Raw genomic sequence first — 15,704 nt, 5'->3', positions numbered from 1 at the left:
GCTGATGGCGGACACTTCGGCTACGATTTGAGCGTCACTCAGGACACCTGTGCAACGTGTCCGCCATCGCCTGGAACGCTGTCCGCGATGGAAATGGAATCACTGTCCGCCATCAGTGGAATGCGCAGACGGGCAAGCTCGTCATTGACTTCACCTACAGGAGCGTGCGCTGCCGCGAGCAAACCGCGCTGGATGACACCCCACGAAATCGCAAGATGGTGCAAGCGGTCGTCGATCGCCTGGTGGCCGCGATCAAGGGGGGCACCTTTGTCTACGGAGAGTTCTTCCCTGGCAGTGCGGTTGCCGCTCGCCTGAATGAGCGTAAAACGACGAGTGCAGAGCGGGTAGATGAGGTTGCAGTTCCGAAACCCGCAGAGCCGATCGGCCCCACCTTCAAGGCCTTCACCGATCAGTGGCTGCAAGAGCACAGCATCGAATGGCGCCGCAGCCACATCCGCTCGCTGCTGTCCACGATCGAAGGCCGCCTGTACCCCACCTTCGCAGAAAAGGTGGTCAGCAGCATCACCAAGTCCGATGTCCTTGCCTTTCGCGCCGCCCTCGCCAAAGAACCAGGTCGCGCAGGCAGGGCTGGCCTCTCAGCCAAGCGCATCAATGAAATCATGGGCACGCTCAAGCAGATCCTGGAGGAAGCCGCCGACCGATTCGAGTTTACGTCGCCCGCCCTGAACGTGAAGCGCCTGCGCGTGCGCAAGACCGACGTGCAGCCGTTCTCGCTCGCCGAGGTCCAGATCATCCTGGCCACCGTGCGCGCCGACTACCGCGACTACCTGCAGGTGAGATTCCTCACCGGCATGCGCACCGGCGAGGTCAACGGCCTGAAGTGGAAATATATCGACTTCGACAGCCGCCTGATCCTGGTGCGCGAGACCCACGTGCTGGGCGAGGACGACTACACCAAGACCGATGGCAGCCAGCGCGACATCAAGATGAGCCAACCGGTGTTCGAGGCGCTGCTGCGCCAGCGCGAGATCACCTTCGAACGCTCCGAGTACGTGTTCTGCAACCTTCTCGGTGAACCACTGGACAACACGAACTTCACGAAGCGCATCTGGTACCCGCTGCTGCGCCACCTGGGTTATGAGCTACGCCGTCCGTACCAGATGCGGCACACCGCAGCGACGCTTTGGTTGGCCTCCGGTGAGGCGCCGGAGTTCGTGGCGCGCCAGCTCGGCCACACGAGTACCGAGATGCTGTTTCGGACGTACAGCCGCTATGTGCCCAACATGACGCGCCAGGACGGCAGTGCGATGGAGCGACTGCTCGCGAACCAGTTTGCGAACGGACCACTCGTGAAATACGAGCCCGAGGAAATCTCCCCGGCACTCAAGCGCCTCGCGCCCCCGAAAACCCCCATCCAGGCCGAGACCGTCATTCCCCGCCGCACGGCACCCGACCTGTACGTGCCGGCCAACCAGGCCGCCGCAATGCCCGTTCCTAAGCCCCGTGGCGCGGTGGGATCGAAGCTGAACCGGGCCACGCATGCGCGCAAGGCTGCGCTCGCCGACCGAGGCGATGTCTCTGGCCGCGCGAGTGGTCCGCGCGACGCGAACGCCCAGCCGCCACCGATCCCTGGCGGGCCAAGGCCGCAATGGTCCTTGCGCAGGGCGATGGATTTCGCCGGCGCGGGCGCCATGAGCAGGCCCAGCCCGCAGGCCGCACTGGCTCACTGAGCCAGCCAGCGCCCCTTCACCGAAGAACGAGTTTTCTCAGTCCGTTGGGTTTTCGCGAGCCGCGAAAGCGCAGACGGGCAGGGCGGGCGGAGCTTTGCCCGCGCATTCCCGACACCACACCCGAATTCACCCACTTTCAAGGAATCCAGCATGAACACGAACCGCAAGACCAACGAACAGATCGCCGCTCACGTCTCGAAGCAGATGCTCGACCAGGCAGGCAACGACGGCAGCAGCCACATCCAGCCGCACGCCGACCCGGTGGCCCACGCCCTGGCGATGCCGACCATCCTGGAGGAACTCTCCAAGAACATGGGCGAGTTCGAGAGGGAAGTGCGCAGCCAGCTATCGGCGCGCCTGAACAAGCAGGCGGCCAACGACAAGGCCCATCCGGAGAACTCACTTCGCTCCGGCGCCAGTGCTGGCACGGACGCCGGTGGCTTCGCGCCCTACGCCGTCTCCCCCGGCGAGGAAATGCCCAACGTGCTGGGTGAACTCGCCGAGCCCGGCTCGGTGTTTCGCATGAACACGCTGCTGAGTGCGGCTTTCCCGTTCGGCCCCGTGGGCCCGTACATGAACCAGCACGGCCAGATCTGCCCGCGCCGCGAGGGCAGTGTGTCGATCGCCTTGCTGGGCAGCGGCGATCAGACCCTGGTCCTACCCGCGCCCTCGGAGCAGACCGACCTCCCCCAAGTTTCTTCGCCCTGCGTGCGCTGGATCCGTGCCACCAAGACTCGGGTGCCGGGCGTGCCGGGAGACGCCTTGCTGGTCACGGGCATCGATCAGCCGCGCTCAGGCCGCGGCTCCGGCCCCTGGCTGCTCGACCACCTGGGCTTGTCAGAAGGCATCACCGCCGATCTGAGCCACGCCATCCTGAGCTTGAAACCTGCTCACCAGGCGTTCTTCATGTCCGCGATCGCTCGGGCCGACATCGAGCAGGCGCTGGTGGCGCTGCTGCCGGAGGTACGTGCGCGCAGCGTGGTTCACCCGCTGGCCCTCGGTGTGGTCGCAGCCGAGCAGGTCAACAGCCCCGAGCTGACCCGCGACGAAACCTCGCTGGTTCGCCTGGCCTGCCTGATCGCTGAACTGGGGGCTCTGCACGCAGAGCCGGATCGGGTGTCCGGTGGTGGTTATTCCTCCGGCGAAGCCCTGGCCCGTGAACGAGAAGCCGAGCGCGCCGCGCACCCGCTGACCCAGCTCACGCTGCGCGGGCTGCTCACGCGCTTCATCAACTTGGAGCCGAAGAGCGAGGAGGTGGATGGCCTGGATGGAATGAAGGCAGCGGTCGACGACGGTGTTTGGTTGCAGTTGCTGCTCAGTGATGCCGTGCACCAGCAGTACCGCATTGGCAGCAAATACGGCCCGCTGGGCAAGAACCCGGTGAACCCGAGATTCGCGCTCATGGCGCAGACCTTTGGCGATGCCATGCGGCTCGCGCGCCGCGAAGCCTATGCCCGGCTGCGCGATGCGGATGGCGAAGCCCAGCAGCCGCTGCCGCTCGAGCCCGTGCCGACGCTGGTGACGGCGGCGCTGGCGCGGGTTCCCGTTGAGCAGGTTGAAACTGGTGTGCAGACCGATGCAGACGCCGACGAAGACCAGTTCGCGCTCGACCTGGACGAGGGCCCGCTCACCGAGATGCCCGAGATCGACGATTCCAACATCGATGACTCCGCTGGGCTGTGGTCCCTGGCCATGTTCTCGGCCTCGAAACCGACGCCGGTGCGCATCTCCGACCACGAGCGTCGAGCCTACGAAAACCGCTCCATTCCCTGGCCCCGCCCGAGTCTGGCCTGGGCGGCGGGCATGCTCGATGGCGACGGGTGTGTGGCCATCGTGAAGCAGACGTACCCGAACCGCGCCAGCACGTACCGCCTGGTGGTGCAAGTGACGCAGAACTGCCTGCAGACCCTGAAGCACTTCCGGGTGTGCGTGGGTGTGCCCGCTCCGATCCATGAGGTGAAGCGCCGCATTGGCCACAACCGGCAGGTCTATGCCCTGATGTACTCCGGCCCCAAAGCCGTGCTGGTGCTGCAACGCCTGGCGGCACACCTGGTGCGCAAGCGTCCCGAAGCCGAGGTGGCCCTGTCCTTCATCGAGAAAGGGCAGGTGGGCCGGCGCTTCGGGGGGAGGGGTGTGCCACCCTCGATCGAGCAGATCCGCATCAGCCACTACAACAAGCTGCGTGCGTTGAAGTAAGGCCGGGGAGAGCAGACATGACCGACCCCAAGAAGACCGATTCCGAGTCCACCGCCCCGATCGGCCCAGGCGCGTCCATGGTCGACGCGGTGAGCCCGTACCTGAGCCCCAAGGCGGGTTGGGTGCTGGCACCGCAGGCCAGGCGCCGCCCTCCGAGCTTCACCTCAAAACCTGCTGAAGGCCGCTCGCGGCTGCTGCAGGACGGTAACTTCGTGGGCCTACCCCACTTCGCCGGCAACTACGAGCACGAGCTCCTGCTGCCCCCTGGCGTGGCCGAGCAGTTCAAGAAGCTCAAGCAGCGCCTGGAGAAGGAGGCCGCTGACTTGCCCGAGACCGACGAACACGGCAAGCACGTGCGTCGGGAGGATGATCCCGTGCAGCGTGAGCGAGCGCGAGAACAAGAGCGAGAGCGAGAGCGACAGGAGCTTGCTGCCAAGGCAGCCGAGCGACAGGAGCAGCAGACCCGGGAGAAGCTGGACGCGGAACTGCGGCGCATGGGCTTCAACCCGGATCAAGTCAAGCTTCGGGCAGAGATCGAGAAAATGCCTCTGACCCAGCGGCTTCGGGTGTACCGGGAGGCGGACGTGCAGCGCATGGCGGCCTCCCCGCAAAGCGTGGACTCGGACGCGAAGAAGAGGAACGAGCCGCTGGGTTACCTGCTCAAGTTGCGGGGGCCATGGCGGCGGATCGGAAGTCCGGCATCGGTGGAGGCGATCCTGGCGCTGCAGGAGGATCACCCGCACTTCGGTGAAGTCATCCAGTTCGTGGCGAATCACGTGGCGCTGCAGAAGATGGGTTTCGGGGCCGGAAACGCCGAGACCGGGCAAGCGCCGGCGAAGGGGAAGAAGGCCAGGGCAGGGAAAGGTGCGAGCAAGAGGGCCGGCGCGAGTCCTGAGGCGGCAGACCAGTTGAAACCGTCGGTGCCACCGGTTCGCCTGCCGCCCTTGCTGCTCTACGGCCCACCTGGTGTCGGCAAGACCCACTTCTGCGAATCCCTGGCCAAGGTGCTCGGGGTGCCGGTGCGCCGCCATCCGATGGATCAGGCTGAAACCTCCGGGGCGCTGCTTGGCTCGGACGCTGTCTGGGGCAACTCGCGCTACGGGCTGGTCTTCGATCTGCTGGGGCTGGGGGAATACGCCAACCCGCTGGTGATCCTGGACGAGTTGGACAAGGCCCAGACGATGGGCAAGACCTCGGGCGGGTTCTCGTCGCCGACCGGGGTGCTGCACTCGTTGCTCGAGCCAGTCTCGGCGGCCCAGGTACGTGACATCAGTCTGGACCTGGAGCTTGATGCGAGCCAGATCGCCTGGATCGCCACGGCCAACTATCCTTGGTGGGTACCTCATACGTTGAGGTCGCGGTTCAAGGAGTTCTTCATCATGCCGCCGGATGCAGAACAGGCGATTCAGCTCTCACGAAGCGTAGTGAAGAAAGCGCTCAGTGCAGCGGGATTCGGCTTAGGGGAGCCCGACCGGCGCATCGTGGTGGCATTGGCCCACCTGAGCGCGCGGGAGATCTATCAGGCGACATTGGCAGCGGCGGCCAAGGCTGCTCGACGCGTATCGCATACGATCGAAATCCAAGACCTGCCGCCTGAGATCGGCGCGGACGCTGCTGGTGGGCAACTGGCACGCACTTGGTTGCAATAGCTCAGCGTATGCGCCATGTTCTTGCGTCAACGAAATCGGCAAAAGCCTAGCGAGCAACTAACAATGTAGAGATCCGGCAGCACTCGCAGCCAGACGGTGGTCGATGAGTGAGGTGACACCGAATGCCACTAGTCAGGTGTTGTCTTCGCGACTTGCACTCCATCGGGTTTCGTCAGCGTCGCCGGCGCGGCCTGCGCTGCCACCACAACCACATCCCGCTGAATCCGAACATGACGAGTGCGACGCCGCTGCCCAGGGTGATCCACCAGGTCACGGTCCCACCCAATTCGCCGACATGCAGCGGATAGATCCAGGAATAGGCGCGGGTCCCGGCATCCAGTGAGGCCCAGTGAGCCCGGGCCATCACCGCCCCGGTCACCGGGTGCACCCACATCGAGCTCAGGCCGTTGGGATGGGGATCGTCGGGCGTGCGCAGGCGGATGCGCACCGGCTGCAGCTGCCCTCGGCCAGGCACTTGCACATAGCCCACCATCGCGTCGGGCTGCCATGCACGTGCCAGGGCGACCGCATTGTCGACACTGGCCGGGGCCTCGCTCAGTGGAGCGGACAGCGTCGGCATGGGCGTGGGGCGCTCGCTTGCCAGCGCCGATACGGCCATCGACAGCGGTCGCCATGCCATGTACGCACCGCTGAGCACGGTCACCAGCACGACCAGGCCCAGCGTGACACCGGCGACCCGATGCATGTCGTACAAGGTGCGTGCCCATCCGAAGCGCACCTGGACGGTCAGCGCCTGACGCCAGCGGCGTGGCCACCACAGCACCACCCCGGTGGCCAGCAGCAACACATAGGCCAGGGCCGCAAGCGCGAGGATCGCGCGTCCGGTCTGCTCAGCGAGCAAGGTGCTGTGCAGGGCAAACAACAGATTGAAGGCGCCCTCGGTGTCACCCAGTCGCCCCCGCTCCTCGCCGCTGTGGGGATCGATGTACACGGTCCCGTTCCAGGGCCCCGTGACGAACACCTGCAGCGTTTCGCCGGGCTCGCGCGGCGGCCTGAATGTGAAGGCCGCATCGGGCCCGTGCTCTTGCCGCAGGCGGACGAGCACCGGGTCCAGTTTCCCGTCGCCCGGCCGGTCCGCCTGAAAGAGATGGGGACGCAAGGCCTCATCGATCGGCTCACCGAGGATCAACAGCGTGCCCGTGAGTCCCGAGAACAGCAGCAATGCGCCCAGGCTCAAACCCACCCAACGGTGCAGCTTGATCCACAGGCGCTTCAGATGCGCCGCGGTCATGCGTCAGAACTCGAAGGTGGCGGCAACGCGCAGGGTTCGCGGCAGGCCGGCCGACAGGTAGTTGCCGCCGGTACCCACCCAGTAATCGCGATCGGTTGCGTTGTCGATGTTCGCCTGCAACGTGACCGGTGTATTGGCCCAACGTGTGGCATAGCGCGTGCCGAGCGACAAGGTGGTGAACGACGGCACGTAGGCCTGGTTGAGGTTGTTCACCGCGCGTTTGCCGACGAAGTAGAGCCCGCCATTGAGAGACCAGCCCGGCACCGAGGGCACCCGGTATTCGGCAAACAGGCTGAGCGTGGACCGCGCGGTGTTCTCGGGCGTCTTGCCCAGTTCGGCGGCGTTGAAGTTGCTGACATTGGTGATCTCGGCATCGAGCAGCACGGCCGACGCGAGCACAGACCATTCGCGGCTGAGTTCACCGCCCAGCGACATTTCGAGTCCGCGATACCGACTGAGACCACCCAGCACGTCCCGGTTGCCGGCATCGACGGTCACCAATGGACGGCGGATCTCGAACAGCGCCGCCTGCGCCTGGAGTCCGTTGCCCAGCCGCGCCTTGACGCCGATCTCGCGCTGGCGGTTGACCGCCGGTGGCAATACCTCGCCGACATTGGCGCGGCCAAACCGGGCGGTGCCCCCTTCATCCAGGGCTTCGAGGTAACTGCCGTAGAACGACAGGTCGGGCGTTGCCTTGTAGATGACCGAAACGTTCGGCGAGGTTTCCTCGTATTTGAACTGGGGTCCGGTGCCGCTCTGGCTGCTGTAGCTGCCGCGGCGAACACCCGCCAGCAGTTGCCATTGCTCGCCGAGCCGCATGCGATCGAACACATAGAGGCCGCGGTCGGTGACACGGCTTTGGGCCGCGGCCGTCCAGTTGCCCGCGGCAATGGGGTCGATGACACGGGGCTGGTAGTAGTTCTGCGCGATGCCACTCACGGTGGGTGCGCCTTCGCCGCTGAAGCGACGCAGGTTGGACGTGGCGCCGAACGTGAGCTCGTGCGAAACCGCGCCGGTCTGTAGCGCGCCGACCACCTCCGCGCGTGCGTTGCTGTTGGCAAAGCGCTGATTGCGTTGATAGAAGACGCTCAGTGATGACGCGCCCGTCGCGAGATCGTTGATGGTCAGAGTGGAGAAGTTGCGATCGCGGACGGTCTCCGCATGGCCCGCCTCCAGCGTCAGCGCCCAGTTGGCAGCGAGATTGATGTCGGAGCGCAGCAGCACGTTTGTGGCTTCGGCGTTGTAGCGCTGCCACTCGCCCGCATGGTTCAAGCGGTTGTCCACGGGATCGGGCACCCCCTGCGCGTTGTTGAACACGATCGTGGCGGGCTCGCTGACATTCTTGCGGTAGTGCTCCACGTCGAGCTTGAGCGAGACGTCCGGGTTGATGCGCCAGTCGTGCGCCAGCGCAACCAGGCTGCGGTCGCCCTCGAACGCCTGGACGCCGACCTCTTGTGTGCCCGTGGCCACATTCAATCGAATGCCCTTGTCATCGCCCACGCCATAGCGCCGGCTGATGTCGACGTGAGCACCCACCGCACCGTGCTCATTGAGCGAGGTGGTCAGGCGGGTGATCGGCTCCGCGGTCGGGCGCTTGGTGACGAGGTTGACGATGCCGGAGGGCGGCACCAACCCATAGTAAAGCGATGCTGCGCCCTTGAGGACCTCGACACGCTCCTTGTTCTCCAGTGGCACATCGATCAGGTTCACGATCGGCAGTGAGCCGTTGAGACGGTAGTTGCGCTGGTTGTCGACCAGCAAGCCCCGTATGGCGATGTTGTCGTAGGTGGCATTGCCGATCTGGGCGTGCGAGACACCCGCCGTGTTTCGCAACGCGCCATAGAGCGTCGTCGAGCCCTGTGCCTCGATGACGGCACGGGTGATCGCCTGGTTGGTCAGGGGCACATCGAGTGGGTCCTGGTCGCGAAACGTACCGACCTGGATGTTGTTGCTGGTGAAAGAGCCGCTCTGGCCTGCCCGCACCTCCACCTGCTGCAACGTGGCGTTGCTGGTTTGTGCAGCGACGGTCAGGGGGATCAAGCAGGCCAGCAGGCCAGCCCATGCGATGGGATTGAGCGGTTCACGCAGAGCGGATGACAACATGGTTTTCGGGTTGTGTTTCGTAAGGGAACGGGTTCGATGAAGGGCTTCGCCGGCTTCGGCGGGGCGGCTGTGTAAGCACGCCAACTTTACAGCAAATGACACTGATTCCTATTCATATTTGATTTTGACGTCAATCGCCGCTCCCTGTTGCGGGGCGCTCAGCCCAGCGCCACCCAGTGGTTGTCCAGGCGCAGGGACGCGGTGAGCGAAACAGGCGCTGCGTCGATTGCCAACGTTTGTGAGCCCGCCGCCCACCAGCGGGCACCAGCGCATGCCAGCGCGACGGCATCCTGCAGCGCCAAGCGGCGCATGATTCGGCCCGCAGCGTCGGTGGCCAGCACCGCGTGGGCACGCGAGGCGCTCACCAAAAAGCCGCCGCCGGGACGCGCGCAGATGTCGCCCCCATAGCCCATGCCGCGTGGCATGTCGGGCGCAGCCTGCAAGCCACCGGCGCCCCAGATCGCCAGCAGGGGCGCATCACGGCGCAGGGCCTCGTCATCGTGCTCGGCTTGCAGGGCAATGCCCACTTGCCGACTCACCGGATCGAACGCCAAATGGCGGATGCTCAAGCGCGGGTCGGGCAGCCGCCATTGGCCGATCAGACGCCCGTCGCGCGCGTCCAGCGCCACCAGGGATGGGTCCATGCGCGCGAGGTTGCGATGGCTGCGCCCCGTCTCGCTCTGCGTGGGGATACCGCCGTTGGCCACCAGCAAGGCGCCCGCGGGCACCTCGCCCACGCGTTCGGGCAGGACCAGCATGGCATGCGGATCCATGCCATGGGTACGCCACTCGGCGCGCTTGGCCAGCGTGTCCGCATCGCGCACGCCGATCCAGCCGCTCGCGTCGGCTTGATCGGTTTCGGTGGTCCAGACCGTCCCCGCGCCATCGGCCGCGCTGGGCGGTGCGCGCAGCACATGGCCGTTGAGCCGGCGATCGTCGTCCACCCAGCACCACTGCGCCCGTGCACGCGCGGGGTGCCAGCGCAGCAGCCAGTCGCCCGGGCGGCGCGCAGCCACGAGCACACTGCCATCAGATTCGACGTCGAGACCGTGCGCGCGCGTGGGCAAGTCGATCGTTTCGCGAATCGACACCGCATCACCTTGCATGCGCAGAAGTCCGGCCCGATGCCGCCCCTCACTGACCCAGGTTGCCACCAACTGCGCGGACACATCCGCCCAGGCCGGCCAGCCGGCCAGGGCCCCGAGCAGGAGCAGGGCCTGTCGGCGCGTGGGCTGCTCAATCACCGTCGGCACTCGAAAAGCCCAGGTTCACCTCGAGGCGACCCGCCACCTCGGCCTGCATCAGCGTGGTCACGCCCTTGAGTGCGCTGGCGGCAGCCTCCACGCTGGCGGGGCGTACGGGGTCCACCGCCTGCAAGGCGCGATCGGCCGCATCCAAGGCGGCGCGCCAGCGGTCGGCGATTGCGATGTGGCCGCGACCGCGCAGGTAGGACTCAATACTCACCGGCCCGGCGCCGATAGCGGGCGCACCGGTGTCGGGCTGGCGCGCGAGCCGGTGCAGCGTGGCCCACTGGGCCGCCCAGGCGGCTCCCGTCCGCGCGCTGGGACCACGCGCGAATTCGGGCGTCGCGCCGCGCGTCTGCGCCTCACGCATGGGCTTTTCGAGGCCGGCCCAGCGCAAGCGCTCCAGGCCACCGAGCCACTGGTTCACGAACTCGACGAAGGCGGCCACGGCAGCCTCTTGTTCGGGGGGTGCGTCTGCCAGCGCGGTGAAAGCGCTGCGCAGGGCCTCGGCCTCGCGCTGAACTTCTTGCGCAGCCAGCACGGCGTAGCCACAGGCGGGCGTGCCGGGCTCGACGGGTGCGACCCACAGCAGGTGCTCGATGGCGGGCAATCCCTTGGCGGGTGTGCCCACACGCACCATATCCTGCAGCGTCCTGGGTTCGCGCGCCAGCATGCGTCGCAGCAGGTCGGGGCGCAGTGGCTGGAAGTCGATGGCGCGCAGCGAGCGGCGTTCGACCAGCGGGCCGACCGGGACCGCGGTGAGCGCCTCCCACGTCAGCATGGTCTGTGTCCAGGCGGCACGCGCGGGCTCCAGCGCCGCCGGGCCACGGCAGTGCGCCTGCAGCGACTGAACGAGCCGTGGCGCGTTCGCCGCAAATTCGCTGGCGCGCAGTGCGGTGTGGTGGCGATGCAGGCCGGCCACGAGGTCGGGCGGGTCGTAGTAAGGCGCCGCCGATTGCGCCCCCGACAAGATGGGGGCGCACAGCACCAGCGCAGCACACAACGATCGACATGACATCACAGACTCTCCACAAACTTCACGAGCGCCTGGCGGTCGGCCTCGCTGAACTTGAGCACCCGTTGCTTGCTGTCCTCGGCCTCGCCGCCATGCCAGAGGATGGCTTCGAGCACGCCGTCGGCGCGGCCGTCGTGCAACAGCCGGGTGTGGCCGTTGACGTCCTTGAGCAACCCGATACCCCACAACGGTGGCGTTTTCCACTGGCGGCCGTTGGCGAGGAAGTCGGGCCGACCATCGGCCAGCGCCTCGCCCATGTCGTGCAGCAGGAGGTCGGTGTAAGGCCAGATCGTTTGACCCTCCAGGGCTTTGCTGGTCAGGCGCGGGAATGGCCCCTCTGCCGTGACATAGGACGGTCGGTGGCAAACCGCACACTGGGCCTGAGTGAACAGTTGCTGACCCCGCAGCACCTGCGGATCACGGACGTTGCGGCGCGCCGGTGGCGCGAGCACAGCCTGATAGAAGATCACCTCATCGAGCATCTTCGGGGCGATCTCGGGTTCTCCATCTTGCGAACCATTGGGTGCCGCCAGGCAGTCCTTCTGGGCTGGCGTGCAAGCCTCGTTCGGAAACTGCACCGAGGTGATGCCAATGTCGCCGTGAAAGGCGCCTGCGGTCTGGTGTGCGAGCGTGGCCACATTGGCCTTCCAGCCGAAGCGGCCCACCATCTCGCGCTGCGCGAACACGTCCCACACCCGGTTGGGCTGACCCTTGATGGGCCCTGGCATCGCGGCCTGCGCCGCCGCGTTGGCCAGGATCTCACGCTCCGGAATCGCTTCGAGCAAGCCCACGCCGATCACCTGCGGTGCGATGCGCGGGCTGGTCATGATGCCAGGCGCGAAGGGGCCGTAGGCCAGCTTGTCGATCACGTATTCGGGCCTTTGCAGCGTGTAGCGCGTGCCGTCGGCAAAGCGGCCCTCCACAGGGCTCCAGCGCAGGCGCACGCGGCCCTCAGGCTTCACGCCCTGGATGGCGGCGGTGTTGAGCTGGTCGCCGTAGACCGGGTCGTGCTTCGGGCCGCCCTGCGCGTCTCGCCCGGGCACCGAGAGCCGGATCAGGAGCGCCAGTGGCTCCTCGTCGGAGAGGCCGCGCGTGAACGACGGCGGCTCGCCGCGGCCATCGAACAGGTGGCAAGCGCCGCAGGAGCGCGCCAGAAAATTCGGTCCCAGGCCGTCGCGCGCCGTGGTGCTGGCGGGCGACTCGACCCAGTTGCGCTTGAAGAACGAGTTGCCGATCACGAAGCGCGTGCGCTCCGGATCGCTCAGGTTGGCCGCGGGGAAGGAGAACGCGTTCTTGCCGGTGGCCCAGACGGTTGTCTCGCCACCGGTCTTCTCTCCCAGCGGATCGGCCGCCGGCTCGCCCGCGTGCAACACGGCCAGCGCCCCGGCCGCCACGACACCCAGCGCAGCGGCCAGGGGCTTGCATGCCCGGGCCGCGCGCCTCACGGCTGCACCAGCGTGAGCTTGGCGATGCCCACCGCCGCCGCCGCAGCCACGATGTCGTTGGACTGGGCGGTCAGGCTCTGGATGGTGGCTTCGATCTTGGGACGGCCTGCCGAGCCCGCCACGATGGCGCGATCGAACGGCGCAGGGATGGCCTCGGCCGCCTCCACCGAGCTTCGGATCTGCTTCGTGGTCTTGTCGGCCAGCGCGGCGTCCTTCGCAGCCACCAGGTCGCGCAGGCTCGGGCCTTGCAGCGTGCTGCCATCGGCGCGCACGAAGCGGCCCAGCCACACGTTTTCGATGCCTTTGGCGTTGGTCACCGCATCACGGTGCGTGTTGTCGGAGAAGCAGCTGTGCTCGTCTTCCTGGTCCTGGCTGGCCAGGGCCACCTCCAGGCGTTCACCCGCGAGTTCACCGCGCGAGAGCGAGCCCATGGCGACGAACATCTTGCGCAGCGACTCGTTGCCACCCTTCTCGAACGTCGCGCGGTAGTTGTTCTTTGCGCCCGGTGCCCACGCTTTCACCAAGCCGTTCAGGTCATCGATCAGCAATTCGGTGACCACGTTGAGGTACTGGCGGCGGCGGTCGGCGTTGGGCGCCTTGCCGTCCACGAAATCCTCGAAGCTGCGGTTGCCCGGGCCGGTCTCGGACAGGTCCTGGCCCCAGAGCAGGAACTCGATGGCGTGCCAGCCGGTGGCCACGTTCTCCTCACCGCCCTTCTCGTTCTGGGCGGCCAGTGCCTTCTTGGTGATGGGTTGCTTGCGGTTGTTCACCAAGCCTGCGGTTTTCTTGCCGTCGATGTAGTCCACGTAGGACTCGTCCATCGGCCAGGCGTTGAGCTGGCCTTCGGGGCCGTTGTCGTCGTCGATCGGGCCGCCGTAGAAACGGAAGGCCTCGGTCTGGCCGTAGAACTCGCGGGCATCCAGCCAGGCCTTGCGCGCGGCGTCGAGGTTGGCCTGGGACGGCGCAGCGGTGAAGGCCTTGATCGCGTTCTGCATGGCCCTCGCGGCGGTGAGCGTGTCGCTGTAGTTGGCGTGCACCAGCGTGGCGTAGTGCGCGGCCACGCTGGCGGGGGTGGCAGCGGTCTGGGCATGGGCGGCACCCGCCAGGGCGAGCGACAGCACGGCGGCAGCGACGATGGGTTTGAAGGTCATGGTGAGCTCCGGTCTGAATCTAGTTAACGCAAATGCGAATGATTATTTTATAGCTCCAGATGCGTCGATGATGAAAAACCGGATCAGAAATCCCAAAGGCGTCTGGCTAGCTGGACGAGGATCTTTCGGTACAGGCAGCGCACAGGCCCACCAGCGTGACGCTTGGGTCCATGCGAAAGCCTTGTTGCGCCGCGCATCGGGTCAGCTTCGCTATCAGCGCTGCGTCTCCCATCGCTTGGGCCAGGCCGCACTGCGTGCAAACGAACTGAGGCTGTCCCGTTTCCTCTTCGAACACCTGTCGATACAGCACGCGCGCGCCCCGCCGGGTTGATTGAACCAGTCTGGCCTTCTCCATTTCGACCAGGATGCGGTACGCCGTCGGCAACGGTATCGGCAGCCCACCTTCCTGTATGGCGCATTGAAGGGACTCGACTTCGAGAAACCGCGTCGCGTTCTCGTGCAATGCCTTGAGTACGGCCAGGCGCGACTGCGTCAGCCGCATACCGGCAAGGCCCATGCGGCGTCGCACTGCCGGGCCGGGTTGCTACGGCGGCACCGGTATCAAACCGCGGGTCGGTGAAGTTGAATCCTGCTGATTCATGGTGATCGCTGCTCAGCTTTTCGGCTCGGTCGCGAAGCTGGGTACCCGGGGGCGGCAGGGGCGCAGCATCTTGCGGGATGCGCGCTTTCGCCACCAGATGAAGACGCCGGTGACGGACAAGACCACCACGACGAGGCCCGACACGGTGAGCAAAACGCGATAGGGCAGGCCCCAGACATGACCGGTGTGGAGATTCTGCAGCCAATGTGTGATGGTGTCGCCGGCGGCTTCCCCGGTCGGCAGCGTGATACCGATGAGTTCCCCGGTGCGTGCGTCGAAGAACAGCGGCGACAGTCCCCACTCGGTATTGCGGTCTCGATCGGTGCGCAACCTCAGACGGAAGATGCCCTTGTGCGGGTCGTAGTTGAGGATGTCCTCGCCCAGCACCGCGAACCCCTTCTCTCGCGCCAGTGCCTGTGCATGGGCCCGCCCCGTGGCCAGGGCCTCGTGCCAACCCATGGCGGGCTGCGGTTCGTCGCGCGCCACCCGTGCCGGTGTCTGGTAAAGATCCGGTTGCAGCTCGAAGAGTGCATCCATCACCGGCCGATAAACGCTGGCGTGGGTAAGACCCACTTCTGCGAATCCCTGGCCAAGGTGCTCGGGGTACCAGTGCGACGCCACCCGATGGATCAGGCCGAAACCTCCGGGGCGCTGCTTGGCTCGGACGCTGTCTGGGGCAACTCGCGCTATGGGCTGGTCTTCGATCTGCTGGGCCTGGGTGAGTACGCCAACCCACTCGTGATCCTGGACGAGTTGGACAAGGCGCAGACCATGGGCAAGACCTCGGGCGGGTTCTCGTCGCCGACCGGGGTGCTGCACTCGCTGCTCGAGCCAGTCTCAGCGGCACAGGTGCGTGACATCAGTCTGGATCTGGAGCTCGATGCGAGCCAGATCGCCTGGATCGCCACAGCCAACTACCCCTGGTGGGTGCCGGCCACGTTGCGTTCACGCTTCAGGGAGTTCCTGATCATGCCGCCGGATGCGGAGCAGGCGATTCAGCTTTCACGCAGCGTGGTGAGGAATGCGCTGAAGGCGGCGGGATTCGGTGCAGGAGAGCCGGATCGGCGCATCGTGGTGGCGCTGGCGCACCTAAGTGCGCGGGAGATCTATCAGGTGATTCTGGCGACGGCAGCGACCGCTGCACGGCGAAATGCGCCGGAGATTCAGATGCATGACTTGCCGTGCGAAGCCCTTGCTGTGAATGCGAACACGCAAGGCGGGATTACTTGGGAGCCTGTCAGTAATTTTGTGTGCGAGGCATAGCATGACGATCAGGAGCATCTATGCCAAGCAAGACAAAGACGAAGAACGCGGCTATTGCCGCCAGGACAGCGGCGCTGCCGCAGATCCCCAAGGA

Annotated in this window: 12 protein-coding genes; 4 read left to right on the top strand and 8 right to left on the bottom strand. The window is 66.1% G+C overall.

Annotated elements, in window-relative coordinates; all coding sequences use genetic code 11:
• Nucleotides 1-56: 56 nt before the first annotated feature.
• From M3149_RS21775 to M3149_RS21765, 3 genes are all read left to right on the top strand, one after another.
• Entirely contained in the window at nt 57-1,691 is a 1,635-nt protein-coding gene (locus M3149_RS21775; RefSeq protein ID WP_251711470.1) for a tyrosine-type recombinase/integrase, read from the top strand.
• 150 nt (nt 1,692-1,841) lie between these two features.
• Nucleotides 1,842-3,887, top strand: a complete 2,046-nt coding sequence (locus M3149_RS21770) for a hypothetical protein (RefSeq protein WP_251711469.1) — start codon at nt 1,842-1,844, stop codon at nt 3,885-3,887.
• Between the two features lie 17 nt (nt 3,888-3,904).
• Nucleotides 3,905-5,536 carry an AAA family ATPase gene (locus M3149_RS21765; RefSeq protein ID WP_251711468.1) on the top strand — a complete coding sequence of 544 codons (1,632 nt, stop codon included), beginning with the start codon at nt 3,905-3,907 and terminating at the stop codon, nt 5,534-5,536.
• A gap of 172 nt (nt 5,537-5,708) precedes the next feature.
• Here M3149_RS21765 and M3149_RS21760 read toward each other — a convergent pair whose 3' ends face one another.
• From M3149_RS21760 to M3149_RS21725, 8 genes are all read right to left on the bottom strand, one after another.
• A complete protein-coding gene (locus M3149_RS21760; protein WP_251711467.1) occupies nt 5,709-6,788 on the bottom strand; it encodes a PepSY-associated TM helix domain-containing protein in 1,080 nt (359 codons plus the stop codon).
• Between the two features lie 3 nt (nt 6,789-6,791).
• Entirely contained in the window at nt 6,792-8,891 is a 2,100-nt protein-coding gene (locus M3149_RS21755; protein WP_251711466.1) for a TonB-dependent siderophore receptor, read from the bottom strand.
• 158 nt (nt 8,892-9,049) lie between these two features.
• A complete protein-coding gene (locus tag M3149_RS21750) occupies nt 9,050-10,135 on the bottom strand; it encodes a DUF1513 domain-containing protein (RefSeq protein WP_251711465.1) in 1,086 nt (361 codons plus the stop codon).
• Nucleotides 10,128-11,153, bottom strand: a complete 1,026-nt coding sequence (locus M3149_RS21745; protein ID WP_251711464.1) for an imelysin family protein — start codon at nt 11,151-11,153, stop codon at nt 10,128-10,130. Before M3149_RS21745 ends, M3149_RS21750 begins: the two co-directional genes overlap by 8 nt.
• The gene (locus tag M3149_RS21740) at nt 11,153-12,595 is read right to left on the bottom strand and encodes a di-heme oxidoredictase family protein (RefSeq protein ID WP_435370774.1); all 1,443 of its coding nucleotides are present in this window, start codon (nt 12,593-12,595) and stop codon (nt 11,153-11,155) included. Before M3149_RS21740 ends, M3149_RS21745 begins: the two co-directional genes overlap by 1 nt.
• Complete coding sequence (locus tag M3149_RS21735; RefSeq protein WP_251711463.1) at nt 12,592-13,746, bottom strand: imelysin family protein; 1,155 nt, start codon at nt 13,744-13,746, stop codon at nt 12,592-12,594. The genes M3149_RS21740 and M3149_RS21735 overlap by 4 nt, the downstream gene beginning before the upstream one ends.
• Before the next feature lie 106 nt (nt 13,747-13,852).
• Nucleotides 13,853-14,263: a Fur family transcriptional regulator gene (locus tag M3149_RS21730; protein ID WP_251711462.1), complete on the bottom strand. Its 411-nt coding sequence runs from the start codon at nt 14,261-14,263 to the stop codon at nt 13,853-13,855.
• Between the two features lie 96 nt (nt 14,264-14,359).
• Nucleotides 14,360-14,884 (bottom strand): PepSY domain-containing protein, encoded by a 525-nt coding sequence (locus M3149_RS21725; protein WP_251711461.1) that lies wholly within the window; start codon nt 14,882-14,884, stop codon nt 14,360-14,362.
• On the opposite strand from M3149_RS21725, the gene M3149_RS21720 reads away from it, so the two are divergent.
• On the top strand, nt 14,768-15,610 hold the full coding sequence (locus M3149_RS21720; RefSeq protein WP_251711460.1) for an AAA family ATPase: 843 nt from the start codon (nt 14,768-14,770) through the stop codon (nt 15,608-15,610). The genes M3149_RS21725 and M3149_RS21720 overlap by 117 nt on opposite strands.
• Nucleotides 15,611-15,704 lie beyond the last annotated feature (94 nt).

Source organism: Hydrogenophaga intermedia (genome assembly GCF_023715105.1).
In the GTDB taxonomy this organism is placed as follows: domain Bacteria; phylum Pseudomonadota; class Gammaproteobacteria; order Burkholderiales; family Burkholderiaceae_C; genus Hydrogenophaga; species Hydrogenophaga intermedia_A.
Note: the sequence above shows the minus strand (reverse complement) of the source record. Positions and strands in the feature narration are given on the sequence as shown.